The sequence below is a fragment of the Microbacterium sp. C448 genome, from assembly GCF_000582705.2.
Lineage (GTDB): Bacteria > Actinomycetota > Actinomycetes > Actinomycetales > Microbacteriaceae > Microbacterium > Microbacterium lacus_A.
The window spans coordinates 1-15,022 of the sequence record NZ_HG779691.1 but is presented as its reverse complement, the minus strand read 5'-3'; the positions used below and the strand labels follow the sequence as shown (position 1 = coordinate 15,022).

The window sequence follows — 15,022 nt, the reverse complement described above, 5'->3', positions numbered from 1 at the left end:
CGCGCGGAGCCTCTGGCGGCGTGGGCCCACCCGCGCGTGACGGGCCAACCAACCACTCCACCAACGAAAGAAGCGCCCCACGAGGGGGCGCTTCTTTCGTAGCGGGAGCGGGGCTTGAACCCGCGACCTCACGATTATGAGTCGTGCGCTCTCACCAACTGAGCTACCCCGCCACACCGCATCCCGGTCCAGGATGCTGCGAGCCCCGAGTCAGGATTGAACTGACGACCCCTTCCTTACCATGGAAGTGCTCTACCACTGAGCTATCGGGGCGCACCCGCAAGCGGGCAACCACAAGAGAATACCATCGGCGGGGCACCGACCTGAAACTGAGGCGACCTCGCGGATCAGCCGCCCGCGTGCTCGCGCAGCCACGGCAGCGGATCGATGCGTGCGCCGTTGACGAACACCTCGAAGTGCAGGTGCGCTCCATACGACAGACCCGTGTCGCCGACGTGCCCGAGAACCGTACCGGCCTCGACGACGTCGCCGGCCTTGACCTGCATCGAGCCGTACAGCATGTGTGCGTAGTGGGTTGCGAAGACTTCGCCGTTGATCTCGTGGTCGACGATCACGTGGACGCCGAACGCGCCGCCGCTCTCGCTCGCGACACGAACCGTGCCGGCAGCGACGGCCTGGATCTCGGCACCCTCACCCGGAGTGAAGTCGAGCCCGTAGTGGAACGAGCCCCAGCGGGGACCGTAACCATCCGAGATGGGAACGCCGACGGCGAAGGGCCACTGGATGGGAGCGCTCGGGTCGTTGACGAAGAAATTGGTGTGGCGGCTGATGCCGGTCGCCGCAGCGATGTCGCTGAAGGTGGCCGTCGAGTACTGCTCGTCCCGATTGAGCTCGGTGTCGGCACCCTCGGGAGCGACGAACGCCTGGATCTCGTCTTCTTCCGCAACCTCGTCGTCGGACGCAACCGTGATCGACGTGACGGAATCGGCTTGGGTCGCCGCGGCGAGTGCCTCGGCGGGCACCGTCACCGCGACCGTGAGCAGTCCGACGGCCGCCATGACACCCATGCTGAAGCCGGTGGCAGCCACGCGCCTGAGGGCGGACCCGGGCCGACGCACGCGACGCGGCGCGCGGTGTGAAGCGGATGCCGGGGCCTCCTGCTCGTCTGCAGCAGGTTCGGCGACCGGCACGATCACCGGGTTCTCGCCGGTGAAGCTGAACAGCCGAGCCGCTGTCTCGAAAGCATCCGAGACATCGCCCTCGACGGACTGAGACGCAGGCGTCAGATCGGCCGGGGAGGGCACGAGCGGAACGGACGAGTCCGAAGCGGTGACGGATTCGACGATGGGAGTGCCGCTCAGGCGAGCCTGTCGACGGCTCTGCGGAGCATCCTGGATCGCTGCTCGCCGACGAGCGGCACGCGTCTCGGACTCAGCGGACGAGCGGGTCGCAGCGGAATCGGATGCAGAGTCGAGGGCGGACGCAGAGGCGTCTGCACGTCGAGCACGGCGTGTGAGGCCGAACTCCGACTCGGGGGCGTCGGGTTGCAAGCGGATGGAACTCTCGGATCAGGCGCGCGGGGGGGGACGCGACGGGCTTCGGGATGTCTTGCTCGGGTTCTTGCTTCTGAGATTCTCGTCAGATCCGTTCGGGCGGAGGTAACGAATAGGTAAACACTAACCCGTCGGGACTGAGAATGCCATGTGTGAGCAGACTGCTCAACGAGCGAGCACTGCCTCCAGCGATCCGTAGAATTCGGGACTCGCGGCGATCAAGAGGTCGCGTCCCGCGCGGGCTCCGGCGAGTCCACCCACAACTCCCCCGGCCTCGCTGACGAGCAGCGAACCGGCTGCCATGTCCCATGGCCAGAGGCCCCACTCGTAATACGCGTCGAATCTTCCGGCCGCGACGAACGCGAGATCCAGCGACGCCGCACCGATTCGCCGGATGTCGCGAGCGAGCGGCAGCACCCGCCCCAGAATCTCGAACTGCTGCGTGCGGCGCTCGGGGTCGTAGCTCATGCCGGTGGCGATGAGCGCGCCGGACGCATCCGGTTCGCCCAGGATCGCAAGTCTCTGCGAGCCGAGATAGGCGCCCTCGCCGCGGGACGCATGGAAGAGCTCGCCGGTGGCCGGGTTGTTGACGGCGCCGGCGACCGCCGTCCACACGCCCGGGTCGGGCGGACCTTCGACGACCGCGATCGACACGGCGTACGCGGGAATTCCGTACGCGTAGTTCACGGTCCCGTCGATGGGGTCAACGACCCAGGTGAGGCCGGACGATCCTTCTTCGGCCGCAGACTCTTCACCGAGGAACCCGTCGTCCGGACGCGCCGCCGCTATCCGGTCGCGGATCAGTTGCTCGACCTCGCGGTCGGCTTCCGTGACGATGTCGGCCAGCCCCGACTTGGTCGCCGCGATCGCCACCCCCTGGTCCCGCCGGGTGCGGGCGAGTTCTCCGGCCTCCCGTGCGATCTCGACGGCCAAGGACAGAAGTTCCGCGTCTGAATCCACGCCCCTACGCTACCCATGGGTTCTCGGCGCCGCGCGTCCTAGGGTGGGCGAATGACGCGCTCGAGCGGCCCGCACACCCTTCACGATGTCGTGATCGTGGGAGGAGGTCACAACGCACTCGTCGCAGCCGCCTATCTCGCGCAGGCAGGCCGGAGCGTCCTCGTGCTCGAGCGCCTCGGCCATGTCGGCGGCGCCGCGGTCTCGGAGCGACCGTGGGCGGGTGTCGACGCGCGCATCTCGCGCTATTCGTACCTCGTGAGCTTGCTCCCCGCCTCGATCGTCCGCGACCTCGGGCTCGACATCACGCTCCGGCGGCGCCACATCTCGTCGTACACGCCCGACCCGGGCTCGCCCGAGCACGGTGTTCTGATCGATCACGGGGATGCCTCGGGCACCGCCGCATCCTTTGCACGCGCGACGGGAGACCGTGCCGAAGCAGCTCGCTACGCCGCCCTCTCGGCTCGGGTGGGTGCCGTTGCCCGAGCCGTGTTCCCCACGCTCACGCAGCCACTTCCCGATGCGCGGGCTGTGCGCCGGGCCGTCGGCGACGACGAGCTCTGGCAGGGGATCGTCGATCGTCCGCTTGGTGAACTCGTCCGCGACTCGGTGGGGTCGGACCTCGTGCGTGGGATTGTCATGACGGACGGGCTGATCGGCACCTTCGCGTCGTCGGACGACGCCTCGCTGCGCCAGAACCGCTGCTTTTTGTACCACGTGATCGGCGGTGGCACGGGCGACTGGGATGTCCCGGTCGGGGGCATGGGGAGTGTGACAGATGCTCTGCGCGACGCAGCCGTGCGCGCCGGCGCCACCCTACGCGTCAACGCGGAGGTCGTCGCGGTGAGCCCTGATGGAGAGGTCACACTGGCGGATGGCGAGCGTGTCGCCGCTCGACTCGTGCTGAGCGGCGTCGGACCTGCCGTTCTCGATCGGCTCGTCAGCACGGACGGAGGCGAGCCGGCCGCCGCTGCGCGGGAAGTCGAGGGAGCGCAGGTCAAGGTCAATATGTTGCTGCGCCGCCTGCCGAGGCTGCGCGATCACGAGGTGGATCCGGCATCCGCATTCGCGGGCACGTTCCATGTGAACGAGACGCTGACGCAGCTGGACTCGGCCTACGCGGAAGCCGCGTCGGGGCGGATTCCCTCACCGCTTCCGGCCGAGATCTATTGCCACTCGTTGACCGACCCAACGATCCTCGGCTCCGACCTGCGCTCCGAGGGCGCCCAGACACTGACGCTGTTCGGTTTGCATGCACCTCATCGACTCGTTACCGGACGGGACCCGGATGCCTCGCGCGCTGAGCTGCTCGCTGCCGCTCAGGCCTCGCTCGACAGCGTGCTTGCCGAGCCCATCGAGGACGTGATCTATCGGGCCCCGGACGGCACGCCCTGTCTCGAAGCACGATCAACGCTCGACCTGCAGGATTCGCTCGGAATGGCCGCCGGCGACATCTTCCATGGGCCCCTGTCGTGGCCGTGGCTGGGCGATGATTCGGATGCCGGTGGCGGAGTCGATGGCGGAGTCGATGGCGGGGGCTCGCGCGGTCCGGCGGTGCGCTGGGGCGTCGCGACGGAACACCCGCGTGTACTGCTCTGCGGTGCAGGAGCGCGACGCGGGGGTGGCGTCAGCGGTCTGGGTGGCCAGAACGCCGCGATGGCCGCGCTCGAGATCCTCGACCGGTGAGACTCAGCGCGGCGGAGCCGCAGGAGGCACGGGCGGCGCCGGAGGGACGGGGGGCGGAGTCGGCGCGATGCCCTGCTGCTGATAATCCGCCTGCTGTGTCGGGTAGCCCGTGTAGTAGGCGTTCCAGTCCGGCGAGCCGTCTGCGAGCGCGGGCAGCGGGGTCATGCCGTCGACATAGGTCGGCCAGACGGGAGCCGGTACGGGCGGGGCGGGCGGCGCGAGACGTCGCGGGCCGTTGAGAGCCTTGACGAGGGGCACGAGAGCCGTGCCGACGGCAGCCAGGATCGTGATTGCGACCACGACGCGCCAGTAGAACTCCGAGAAGTCCACGGCTCGCGCCAGCAGCATGGGCAGGATCAGGAGGACGGCGAGCACCGAGACAAGAACGACGGTGATGGGCACGACGATCCGCGAGAAAGCACTGCGCGGCTCGCCCTGAGTCTTCGTGAACAAGCGGATGTGCAGGATGGCCAGCCGAAGCACCAGGACGATCCCGACGAATTCGACGAAGCGGATGAAAGGCGACGAGCCCCACGGCCATCCCCAGTCCATCGGCGCCCAGATCTTGATGGCGCCGGCGAGGAGCGCAAGCACCCACCCGATCATGCTCACGAGCACGTACCACTGCGGGCGGCGCGGCGCGGCGCTCGCATCAAGCAGCGCGGCGCCGGCAAAACCGGCCAGCAGCAAGATCGTCAAGAACGCCCGACCGATGAGTCCGTTCTGATCACCGATCAGCACCCAGATGACGCACACGAGTGCGGCGGCGATGAGTGCGCCGATCGCGATCCAGACGGCGAACTTCCAGTAGGGACTCCGGGCCTCTTCGGCCTCGACGGGCGATGGGCCCTGGGGCTGCGACATAGTGGCTCTCTTCGATCACACGGACGGATGCGACCCATCCTGACAGGTCATCGCGTGCCGGCAAGGAGAAGAACCGGCGTCCTGTGGACGGTTGCGCCTCGTGAGTCGCGGGGAGGGCCGAAGAAAAGAATTGGCCCCCTCGGGTGGCCCATTGGGGACTGGGCGACTCGAGGGGGCCCCGCTTCCTTCCCATCCGATCGCAGAACCGCTTGGGGAAACGGCCCGCCCAACGCTGGGGACGTCGGTTCGAATGCTTCAGAAGGAGCTAGAACGAGCATAACCCCACCGCGCACGCAAGGTATGTCCCCCTTTTGGGGGACAAATCATAAATTTATGTCCCCTTTTCGGTGGACAAATCGTCAAAACACCGAATCGGGAAGCTCTTGCGAGGGAAAGTTTGTCGCGGGATCTTGTTCAGATTGACGCGATGGTCCAGCTTCCCCCGGCCCGGGATGCGGGGTCAAGGTATATGAGAGAGTTCTCAGAATTAAAAGCGTCGGGTGGGCAGGTCATCGGCTCGACGGCCAATCCGATCCGATCGGTCGCACGCCCGGGCATATCCGCCGTGTGCACCTGCACCCAGGGGCACGCCCCATCCCAAGCAAGGGAGACACCGGACCCCGAGGCATCCGTCACACGCACACGAGCCATTCCGTCGTCCCACCGCAGCCCCGTGAAGGCGTGGTCGATGCGCGCATCACCGATGCGGCGCGGCCGACGAAAATCGAAGCGACGGGCGTCGTGTGCGTCAACATCTTGCTCGGTCGTGGGGATGAGGCGGTCCTCCGTGACACCGAGGACGACATCGGCGGGCAGCTCCAGCGTCCAGTCGTCCACGCGTCCTGGGCCCGCAACGAGGTAGGGGTGCCCGCTGATGCCGAATGGGGCGACCGTGTCGGACATGTTCGTTCCCGTGACGGTCTGCTCGAGGCCCCCCTCGCTCAGGCGGAAGGTCGACTCGATACAGATCCGCCACGGATAGCCCGTCTGCGGTTCGATCTCGGCGGCGAGCGTGACGTGATCGGCGCCCTTGTCGACGGCCTCGAAATCGAGCCACGAAACCAGCCCGTGCAGGGCATGACCGCGCTCCGGCTCGGTCAGCGGCAAGACGTGATCGATCCCTCCGAAGCGATAGCGACCGTCGACGATCCGGTTGGGCCAGGGCGCGAGAGTCACGCCGCGATAGGCGGGCCGGACCTCGTCGGCGTCGAAGGGCACGACGAGATCGCGTTCACCCATGGGCCCGCTGTGACGCAGGACCCGCAAGGAGGCTCCGACACTCGCGGCGACCGCTTGATAGTCACCCGATCGCAGCAAGTGCTGGGTGCCGGATGCGGGGCGTCGTTCTCTCGGAGTCACGGACGGAACCCTAGCGCGGCGTGCGCGTACCGCGCGCGGATGTCGGCTCGGGTGTCGACGGGCACCTCGATCTCGCCGGATGCGGCCCAGTCGGGCCAGTCACCCGCGAGGACGGCTGCGGCTTGACGTGCCGCGCCGAGGGCGACGTACTCGCCCGGCGCCGGTACCACGATCGGCAGGTCGAAAACCTGCGCGGCGATCGCCGATACCGCGGGATTTCGAGCCGCGCCGCCGATCAGCAGCAGACGGTGAAGCTCGACCCCCTGTTCGCGGATCGCGTCGAGACCCGCGGCCAGACCGCAGAGCATGCCTTCTATCGCCGCGCGCGCGATCGCCGGCCTCGTCGTACCGGCGAGCGTCAGACCCGACAGGGATGCCGTGGCATCCGGCAGATTCGGCGTTCGTTCACCCTCGAAGTACGGCACGAGCACAGGACTTTTCGGCCCCGGTGCCGCCTCGAGCGCGAGGCGACCGAGCTCATCGTGATCGACCCCGAGCAGCCCGCCGAAAGCATCCAGGACGCGCGCCGCGTTGAGCGTTGCGACGAGCGGCAAGAACCGTCCTGTGGCGTCGGCGAAGCCGGCGACCGTACCCGAGGCATCCGCGATCGGAGTCTCCGTGACGGCGAAAACCGTTCCCGATGTACCGATCGAGATGACGCCGTCGCCGCCCGTGGCACCGAGACCCAGGGCCGCGCCTGCGTTATCCCCCGCGCCGGGGCCGATGACGAGCCCGCTCGGCGTTGTACCCGCGCGCTCGAGCGGACCCAGCACACGTGGCAGCACGGCCGCGTGACCCAGCGCGCGTTCGAACAGGTCGGGCTGATAGCCGGCGGAGCCCCAATAGGCGGTGCCACTGGCATCCGACCGATCCGTCACGAGCTCGTCGAGCACGGGGCCGAGGGGCGATCCCGCCGGGCCGTACCCGCGCAAGCGCCACGTCAGCCAGTCGTGCGGCAACGCCACTGCCGCGACGCGGGCCGCGTTCTCGGGTTCGGTGTCACGCAGCCAGCGCAACTTCGTCGCGGTGAAAGAGGCGACGGGCACGACGCCCGTCCGCTCCGCATACGTGTCAGCCCCGACCTCCGCGATGAGCTGGCGTGCCGCCACGGCCGAACGCGTGTCGTTCCAGAGCAGGGCGGGACGGATGACCGCGCCCTGCGCATCCAGCACGACCATGCCGTGCTGCTGACCCGCGATCGACACCGATGCCACGTCGTCGAGCCCACCGGCGTCGACGATCGCGGCCTGCAGAGCGTTCCACCACGCCTCCGCGTCGACCTCGGTGCCATCCGGATGCGCCGACCGGCCGGTGCGAACGATCCGGCCGGTCGAGGCATCCGCGATGACGACCTTGCACGACTGCGTCGACGAATCGACCCCCGCGACGAGCGTCATTTGCTCTCCTCAGCCGCGGGCGCCGAGCAGGTGCTCGGTCGCAAGCTGCTGCAGGCGGACGAAGCCGAAGCCCTTGCCACCCAGGTAGGCGTCGGTGTCGAAGTCCTCGTATGCCGAGCGGTCCGCGAGGAAGTCGTCGTACGACTCGCCCTCGTTCAGCGTCGGCACCGAGAGCTCGGGCACACGCGAAGCCTCGAGCGCCTCCTGCACCTCGGGGTCGGCGCGGAAGGCCGCGGCACGCTCCTTGAGCAGCAGGTAGGTGCGCATGTTGGCGGCGGCCGAGTCCCAGACTCCGGTCTCGTCCTCGGTGCGGCTCGGCTTGTAGTCGAAGTGGCGCGGGCCCTCGTACGCGGGCGTGCCACCGGGGCCACCGTTCTCGAGCAGGTCGACGAGCGCGAACGCATTGTGCAGGTCGCCGTGTCCGAACACCAGGTCCTGGTCGTACTTGATGCCGCGCTGGCCGTTCAGGTCGATGTGGAAGAGCTTGCCGTGGTACAGCGCCTGGGCGATACCGGCCGCGAAGTTCAGGCCCGCCATCTGCTCGTGCCCGACCTCGGGGTTGAGGCCGACGAGTTCGGGACGCTCGAGCGAGTCGATGAACGCGAGGGCGTGACCCAGCGTCGGCAGCAGGATGTCGCCGCGCGGCTCGTTGGGCTTGGGCTCGATGGCGAAGCGGATGTCGTAACCCTTGTCGATCACGTAGTCGCCGAGCAGGTTGACGGCCTCACGGTAGCGCTCGAGCGCGGCGCGGATGTCCTTCGCGGCGTCGTACTCGGCACCCTCGCGGCCGCCCCACATGACGAACGTCTTCGCGCCGAGTTCGGCGCCCAGGTCGAGCTGGCGGAAAACCTTGCGGAGAGCGAAGCGACGGACGCCGCGGTCGTTCGACGTGAAGCCGCCGTCCTTGAAGACAGGGGCGCTGAAGAGGTTGGTCGTGACCATCGGCACGATCATGCCGGTGTCGGCGAGTGCGCCCTTCAGCCGGTCGATCTCTTTCTCGCGCTCGGCTTCGGTCGAACCGAAGGCGAAGAGGTCGTCGTCGTGGAAGGTCAGGCCATACGCGCCGAGTTCGGCGAGCTTCTCCACAGCGTGCACGGTGTCGAGGGGCGGACGCGTCGGGCCACCGAACGGGTCGGTCCCGTTGTAGCCGACGGTCCAGAGGCCGAAGGAGAACTTGTCGGCGGGCGTGGGCGTAGGGGTGCTCATGGGTGATCCTGATCCTCGCTGAACGGAAATGTTGTTGAACACAACCTATACCATTCCGTCGGACGCGGCGACCCCCTACGCTGGTGCGATGACCGACCGCGCGACGACGTTCGAAGCCGTACGTCGAGCGAACCTCGCGCGTTTGGTGCGGATCCTGCATCTGGCGGGCCCCCAGTCGCGCGCGCAGTTGACGGCGACAACCGGACTCAACCGCTCGACGATCGCCGACCTGGTTGCGGAACTCGCCTCGATCGGCCTGGCAGAAGAGCTTCCGCCGGCTCCGTCGACGCGCGCGGGACGTCCGTCTCCGGTCGTGGTGACGCATCCGTCGATCATGGCGATCGCCGCGAATCCCGAGGTCGATGCCCTCGCCATCGCTGCCGTACGACTCGATGGGACGGTCGCCGCCCGCCGCCGCATAGAGGTCGACCACCTGCTCACTCCGGCCGAGACGGTGCGGCTGGTCGCCGAAACGATCGAGCTCTGGCGCGCGGACGAGTTGAGGGACGCGCGGCTCGTGGGACTCGGTTTTGCGGTACCCGGGCTGGTGCGCGGCGCCGACGGGATGGTGCGGAACGCCCCGCACCTCGAGTGGCACGATGTGCCGCTGCACGAACTCGCGGCCGAAGCGACGGGCCTACCGATCGTGGTCGGCAATGACGCATCCCTCGGCGCGATCGCCGAGCACCTGTTCGGCGCGGGTCGCGGCATCGACAATCTCGTCTACCTGAATGGCGGCGCGAGCGGTATCGGTGGTGGCCTGATCGTGCACGGGATGCCCGTGGCCGGGGCCTCGGGTTACGCCGGTGAGTTCGGGCAGAACCGACCGGGCATACCGTCGAGCGCGGACCGGCTCGCCGGGGACGGCGTCCTCGAAGACGAGGTCAGCCGAGTGCGCCTGCTCGCGGTCGCTGGCCTGGCGAGCGCCGACGAACCGACCCTCGCCGCCGCTCTCGCGGCCAGCACCCTGCCCGACGCGCGCGACGAGATCGCGCGGCAGCGACGCATCCTGTCCACGGCGCTCGCGAACGCCGTGAACGTGCTCAATCCGCAGCTGATCGTGCTGGGCGGCTTTCTCGCGACGATCGCCGAGGGCGGCACCGGCGAACTGCTCGAGGACGTGCGAGCCCTGTCGATGCCGGCCGCGGGAGAGGACGTCGACATCCGCTCGGCTGCGCTGGGCGAAGACCGCCTCTTGGTCGGTGCGGCAGAGGCGGCCTTCGCCCGGTTACTCGATGACCCCGTAGGCGCGCTGGCGGCGCCCACCGATCGTGAGCGAGCGCAGCGAGTCGAAACGCCCTGACTTACAGGCCCTGAGCCAGGCGGTAGTACGCCTGATTCCAGCGCACCTCTTGCTGGAACCCGCGCAACGTGGTCTCGTCGTCGATCACGAGCAACTCGGTCTTGGCGATCTCGGCGAAGTCGCGGAAGACCTCGATGCCCACGGCGGTCGTCATGACGGTGTGGTGCGCGGCACCGGCCGTCAGCCAGGCCGCGGCGCTCGTCGCGAAATCGGGCTGCGGCTTCCACACGGCGCGCCCTACCGGCAGGTTGGGCAGGTCCGGCGCCTCGACGTTCTCGACGACGTTCGCGACGAGTCGGAAGCGGTCGCGCATGTCGCTCATCGCGACGACGACCGCGGGGCCGGGGTCGGCCGTGAACACCAGGCGCACGGGGTCTTCCTTGCCGCCGATACCGAGCGGGTGGATCTCGAGCCGCGCCTTCTGCGATGACAGCGACGGCGACACCTCGAGCATGTGTGCCCCGAGGATCCGCTCGCTGCCGGGCACGAGGTCGTAGGTGTAGTCCTCCATCAGGCTCGCCCCACCGGGCAGGCCCGCGCCCATGACGTTCGCTACCCGGACGAGGATGGCCGTCTTCCAGTCGCCCTCGGCACCGAAGCCGTAGCCCTCGGCCATCAGACGCTGGACCGCGAGGCCCGGCAACTGCTTCAGCGCACCGAGGTCTTCGAAGCTCGTCGTGAAGGCGCCGAAGCCACCCTCCTCGAGGAACGAGCGAAGACCGAGCTCGATCGCGGCACCATCGCGCAGCGACTGGTGGCGCTCTCCCCCGGCACGCAGCTCGGGCACGACGTCGTACTCCTCTTCATATAGCGCGACCAAGGCGTCGATGTCGGATTCGGATGCAGCGGCCACCGCATCCGCCAGCTCATTGACACCCCACGTGTTGACCTGCACGCCGAACCGCAGCTCGGCCTCGGTCTTATCTCCCTCGGTCACGGCGACGTAGCGCATGTTGTCGCCGAAACGGGCGAGCTTGAGGCTGCGCGAGGCCGCCCAGCCCGCGGCCGCGCGCTGCCACGACTCGATCTCGGCGCGCACACGGGCGTCGGATGCGTGTCCGACGACGGTCTTGCGGGCGACGCCCAGACGCGTCTGGATGTAACCGAACTCGCGGTCGCCGTGCGCGGCCTGGTTGAGGTTCATGAAGTCGAAGTCGATGTCTGCCCACGGCAGCTCGACGTTCGCCTGTGTGTGAAGGTGCAGCAGTGGCTTCTGCAGGGCGTCGAGCCCGCCGATCCACATCTTCGCGGGGCTGAAGGTGTGCATCCAGGCGATCAGGCCGATGACGTTGTCGGCGGCGTTGGCTTCGAGCGCGAGGCGGCGGATGCTGTCGGCATCCTTCAGCACGGGCTTCCAGACGACCTTGACCGGGACGTGACCCTCGAGCTGGGCGACGACGCCCTGCGACTGGTCGGCGACCTGGCGGAGCGTCTCTTCGCCGTAGAGGTTCTGGCTGCCGGTGACGAACCAGACCTCGTAGGGCTCGAGCGAGGTGGAGAGAGGAGTGCGAGTCATGGAGTTCTACTTTCGGTGTGGAGTCAGAGCGCTGCGACGGCGGCGTGCTCGATGGCGAGCCCGGCTTCGTAGCGCGTGAGGTAGGTGGCGTATCCGACGAGGTCGTCGGGGTCGGGCGCGACGGTCTCGAACGCGGCCGCGGCGAAGACATGCTCGGCCAGATACGCATCGAGGGCGAGGCCGTCGCCCTCCTTCCGGTAGGCGGCGAGAACCGCGATACCCCACGCACCCCCCTCGGACGCGGTTTCGGCGACCGCGACGGGGGCCTGGATCGCGGCGGCCAGGAACCGCTGCGCGACCCCGGCGGTGCGGAACATGCCGCCGTGCGCGTACATCGTGTCGACGGTGACGCGCTCGCCGTGCAGTACGCGCATTCCGAGGCTCAGCGTGCCGAACACGGCGTAGAGCTGCGCGCGGGCGAAGTTGCCCAGTGTCGGGCGCGAGTCCGGGGTGCGGACGACGAGCGGTCGGCCCGCGTCGAGCCCGGCGATCGGTTCGCCCGCGAGGTAGTTGTAGGCCAGCAGGCCCCCGGCATCCGGTTCCGCCGCCAGCGCCTCACGGAACAGGACTTCGTAGACGGCGTCCGCCCCGAGCGGGGTTCCCGCGGCCTCGGCGAAACGGGCGAACATGCCTGCCCAGGCGGCGAGTTCGCTCGCCCCGTTGTTGCAGTGCACCATCGCGACCGGATCCCCGGCCGGTGTCGTGACGACGTCGAGCTCGTGGTGCACGTTCGCGAGCGGGCGCTCGAGCACGACCATGGCGAAGATGCTGGTGCCCGCACTCACGTTTCCCGTGCGGGGCGAGACCGAGTTCGTGGCGACCATGCCGGTACCGGCATCACCCTCGGGCGGACAGAACGGGATGCCGGGGGCGAGGCTCCCGGACGGGTCGAGGAGCGCCGCGCCCTCGGACGTCAGCTCGCCCGCGCCGACACCCGCGGTGAGCACCTCCGGCAGCAGCTCGGCGAGAGGCACGGGAAGGCGCCCATCCGCCAGCGAATCGTAGGCCGCGACCATGGTCGCGTCGTAATCCCCGGTTGCCGGATCGATCGGGAACATCCCGGACGCATCGCCGACGCCCAGCACGCGGCGCCCGGTCAGGCGCCAGTGCACGTACCCGGCAAGGGACGTGACGAACCGGATGTCGGGCACATGGTCTTCCGCGTCGAGCACCGCCTGGTGCAGGTGCGCGATCGACCAGCGGAGCGGGATGTTGACCCCGAAGAGGTTCGTCAGTTCGGCGGCTGCCGGCCCGGTCGAGGTGTTGCGCCAGGTGCGGAACGGGACGAGGAGCTCGTTGTCGGCATCGAAAGCGAGGTAGCCGTGCATCATGGCCGAGACGCCGATGGCGCCGATGGTGGTGGGGAGGACGCCATGGCGCTGCTCGGCATCCGTCTTCAACTCGACGTAGGCGGCGGCAAGTCCCGTCCACACCTCGTCGAGGGCGTAGGTCCAGCGCCCGTCGTCGAAGCTGTTCTCCCATTCGAAGCCGCCGACCGCGAGGACGTCGGCCGGGTTGTCGGCGTCGACGAGGCACGCCTTGATGCGGGTCGAGCCGAACTCGATGCCGAGGGCGGTTCGGCCGGAGCGGATAGCGTCCGCGGCAGATGTTTCGGTCATCGGCGATCGTCCTCGTTCTGTCCGTAGACGTTTTGGTAGCGGCCGTAGAGGGCATCGATCTTGGAGGGTGTCAGATCGTTTGTGTAAGGGGTGTCTGCTTCTTATGGAAGGACGACACTGATGACCATGATCGACAAAGAAGCTCGAGCGGAGCGACGGCGACGGCAGGAGGAAGGCTCCAGACGGCTGCGTGAGTCGGGGGTGCTGGATGATCTGTTCGCGAAGATTGATGCTGGCGAGGTGCAGCTCGATGGCAGGGACGGGTTGATCCAGCAGTTGATCAAGACGGGTCTCGAGCGTGGTCTGGGCGCTGAGCTGACCGAACATGTCGGTTACGAGCGTGGTGATCCCGAGGCGCCGCTGCATGACAACTCCCGCAATGGTTCGTTCCCGCAGACGGTCTCGACGGTCGCTGGCGATGTCGAACTCTCGATCCCGCGGGACCGGAACGGGACGTTCATCCCGAGGCTGGTGCCGGTCGGCCAGCGTCGCCTCGGCGGGTTGGACGAGATGATCGTGTCGCTTTATGCCGGCGGAATGACGGTGCGCGATATCGAACACCACTTGGCGTCGACGATCGGCACCGAGATCAGTCGCGAGACGATCTCCAAGATCGTCGACGAGATCTCCGACGAGGTCCTTGCCTGGCAGTCTCGGCCGCTGGAAGCGTTCTACCCGGTCATCTACTTGGACGCGATCGTGGTGAAAGTCCGCGACGGCGGACACGTGCGCAACAAGGCCGCTCACATCGCGGTCGGCGTCGATATGGAAGGCGTCAAGCACGTCCTGGGCATTTGGGTGCAGCAAGCCGAGGGCGCGAAGTTCTGGGCCTCCGTCTGCGCCGAGCTCGCCAATCGCGGCGTCCGCGACGTGCTCATCGTCTGCTGCGATGGGCTCACCGGCTTCCCAGAAGCGATCGAGGCGACCTGGCCTGAATCGCTCGTGCAGACCTGCGTCGTTCATCTGATCCGAGCGTCAATGCGGTTCGTCTCCTACGGGCAACGCAAAGCCGTCGCCGCCGCGTTGAAGCTGATCTATCAAGCCCCCGACGCGGACGCGGCGAGGGCAGCGCTGGAGGCGTTCGCGGCCTCCGATCTGGGTCAGGGCAATCCGCACACGGTCGCCGCGTTCGAGAACGCGTGGGAGCGGTTCACCCCGTTCCTGGGGTTCCCGCCCGAAGTCAGGCGGGTGGTCTATACGACGAACGCGATCGAGTCGCTGAACTTCCAGCTGCGGAAAGTGACCAAGAACCGGGGTCACTTCCCGAACGACGCGGCAGTCGTCAAGCTGCTCTGGCTCGCGATCTGCAACATCGAAGACAAGCGAGCCCTCGAGCGGGCGAAGGAACGCGGCAAGCCCTCGAACGAACGCAAAGCCCCACCGCGGCTGGTCGAAGGCGCCGTCACCACGAACTGGAAGAAGGCGCTCTCGCAGCTCGCGATCGCGTTCCCCGACCGAATCAACCCCTACCTCTGACCACCCACCGATGCCCGCTTACACAAACAACTTGACAGGCTCCGATCTTGTCCTGCGGGATCGGGATCAGAGGCCCCGCCTCCCGGGCGATGTGCACCGTGCGGGCAGCGTCTTCGCACATCACC

At 68.0% G+C, this 15,022-nt stretch carries 11 protein-coding genes and 2 tRNA genes; 3 read left to right on the top strand and 10 right to left on the bottom strand.

All coding sequences use genetic code 11. From position 1 onward, the window contains the following. Positions 1-99: 99 nt before the first annotated feature. From MIC448_RS09435 to MIC448_RS09420, 4 genes are all read right to left on the bottom strand, one after another. Positions 100-173, bottom strand: a tRNA-Met gene (locus tag MIC448_RS09435). Positions 174-201: 28 nt separating this feature from the next. After that, positions 202-273, bottom strand: a tRNA-Thr gene (locus MIC448_RS09430). 74 nt (positions 274-347) lie between these two features. Beyond that, a complete protein-coding gene (locus MIC448_RS09425) occupies positions 348-1,511 on the bottom strand; it encodes a M23 family metallopeptidase (protein ID WP_051513510.1) in 1,164 nt (387 codons plus the stop codon). Between the two features lie 168 nt (positions 1,512-1,679). Further along, the gene (locus MIC448_RS09420) at positions 1,680-2,474 is read right to left on the bottom strand and encodes an inositol monophosphatase family protein (protein ID WP_036298718.1); all 795 of its coding nucleotides are present in this window, start codon (positions 2,472-2,474) and stop codon (positions 1,680-1,682) included. Between the two features lie 51 nt (positions 2,475-2,525). On the opposite strand from MIC448_RS09420, the gene MIC448_RS09415 reads away from it, so the two are divergent. Further along, the gene (locus MIC448_RS09415) at positions 2,526-4,157 is read left to right on the top strand and encodes an NAD(P)/FAD-dependent oxidoreductase (RefSeq protein ID WP_036298717.1); all 1,632 of its coding nucleotides are present in this window, start codon (positions 2,526-2,528) and stop codon (positions 4,155-4,157) included. A 3-nt stretch (positions 4,158-4,160) separates the two neighbouring features. On the opposite strand, the gene MIC448_RS09410 is transcribed toward MIC448_RS09415, so the two are convergent. From MIC448_RS09410 to xylA, 4 genes are all read right to left on the bottom strand, one after another. Beyond that, positions 4,161-5,021 carry a hypothetical protein gene (locus tag MIC448_RS09410; protein ID WP_036298716.1) on the bottom strand — a complete coding sequence of 287 codons (861 nt, stop codon included), beginning with the start codon at positions 5,019-5,021 and terminating at the stop codon, positions 4,161-4,163. A gap of 414 nt (positions 5,022-5,435) precedes the next feature. After that, positions 5,436-6,380 carry an aldose 1-epimerase family protein gene (locus MIC448_RS09405; RefSeq protein ID WP_036298711.1) on the bottom strand — a complete coding sequence of 315 codons (945 nt, stop codon included), beginning with the start codon at positions 6,378-6,380 and terminating at the stop codon, positions 5,436-5,438. After that, positions 6,377-7,777 carry a xylulokinase gene (locus MIC448_RS09400; RefSeq protein ID WP_036298709.1) on the bottom strand — a complete coding sequence of 467 codons (1,401 nt, stop codon included), beginning with the start codon at positions 7,775-7,777 and terminating at the stop codon, positions 6,377-6,379. Before MIC448_RS09400 ends, MIC448_RS09405 begins: the two co-directional genes overlap by 4 nt. A gap of 9 nt (positions 7,778-7,786) precedes the next feature. Further along, positions 7,787-8,983 (bottom strand): xylose isomerase, encoded by a 1,197-nt coding sequence (gene xylA, locus MIC448_RS09395; protein ID WP_036298708.1) that lies wholly within the window; start codon positions 8,981-8,983, stop codon positions 7,787-7,789. 88 nt (positions 8,984-9,071) lie between these two features. Between xylA and MIC448_RS09390 the strand changes: the two genes are divergently transcribed. Then, positions 9,072-10,286, top strand: a complete 1,215-nt coding sequence (locus MIC448_RS09390) for an ROK family protein (RefSeq protein ID WP_051513515.1) — start codon at positions 9,072-9,074, stop codon at positions 10,284-10,286. A gap of 1 nt (position 10,287) precedes the next feature. On the opposite strand, the gene araA is transcribed toward MIC448_RS09390, so the two are convergent. Further along, positions 10,288-11,802, bottom strand: coding sequence for an L-arabinose isomerase (gene araA, locus MIC448_RS09385; RefSeq protein ID WP_036298707.1), 1,515 nt, complete (start codon positions 11,800-11,802; stop codon positions 10,288-10,290). A gap of 23 nt (positions 11,803-11,825) precedes the next feature. Continuing rightward, positions 11,826-13,421 (bottom strand): xylulokinase, encoded by a 1,596-nt coding sequence (locus MIC448_RS09380; RefSeq protein WP_036298704.1) that lies wholly within the window; start codon positions 13,419-13,421, stop codon positions 11,826-11,828. A gap of 126 nt (positions 13,422-13,547) precedes the next feature. On the opposite strand from MIC448_RS09380, the gene MIC448_RS09375 reads away from it, so the two are divergent. Beyond that, positions 13,548-14,897 (top strand): IS256 family transposase, encoded by a 1,350-nt coding sequence (locus tag MIC448_RS09375; protein ID WP_144238028.1) that lies wholly within the window; start codon positions 13,548-13,550, stop codon positions 14,895-14,897. The last annotated feature ends 125 nt before the right edge of the window (positions 14,898-15,022 follow it).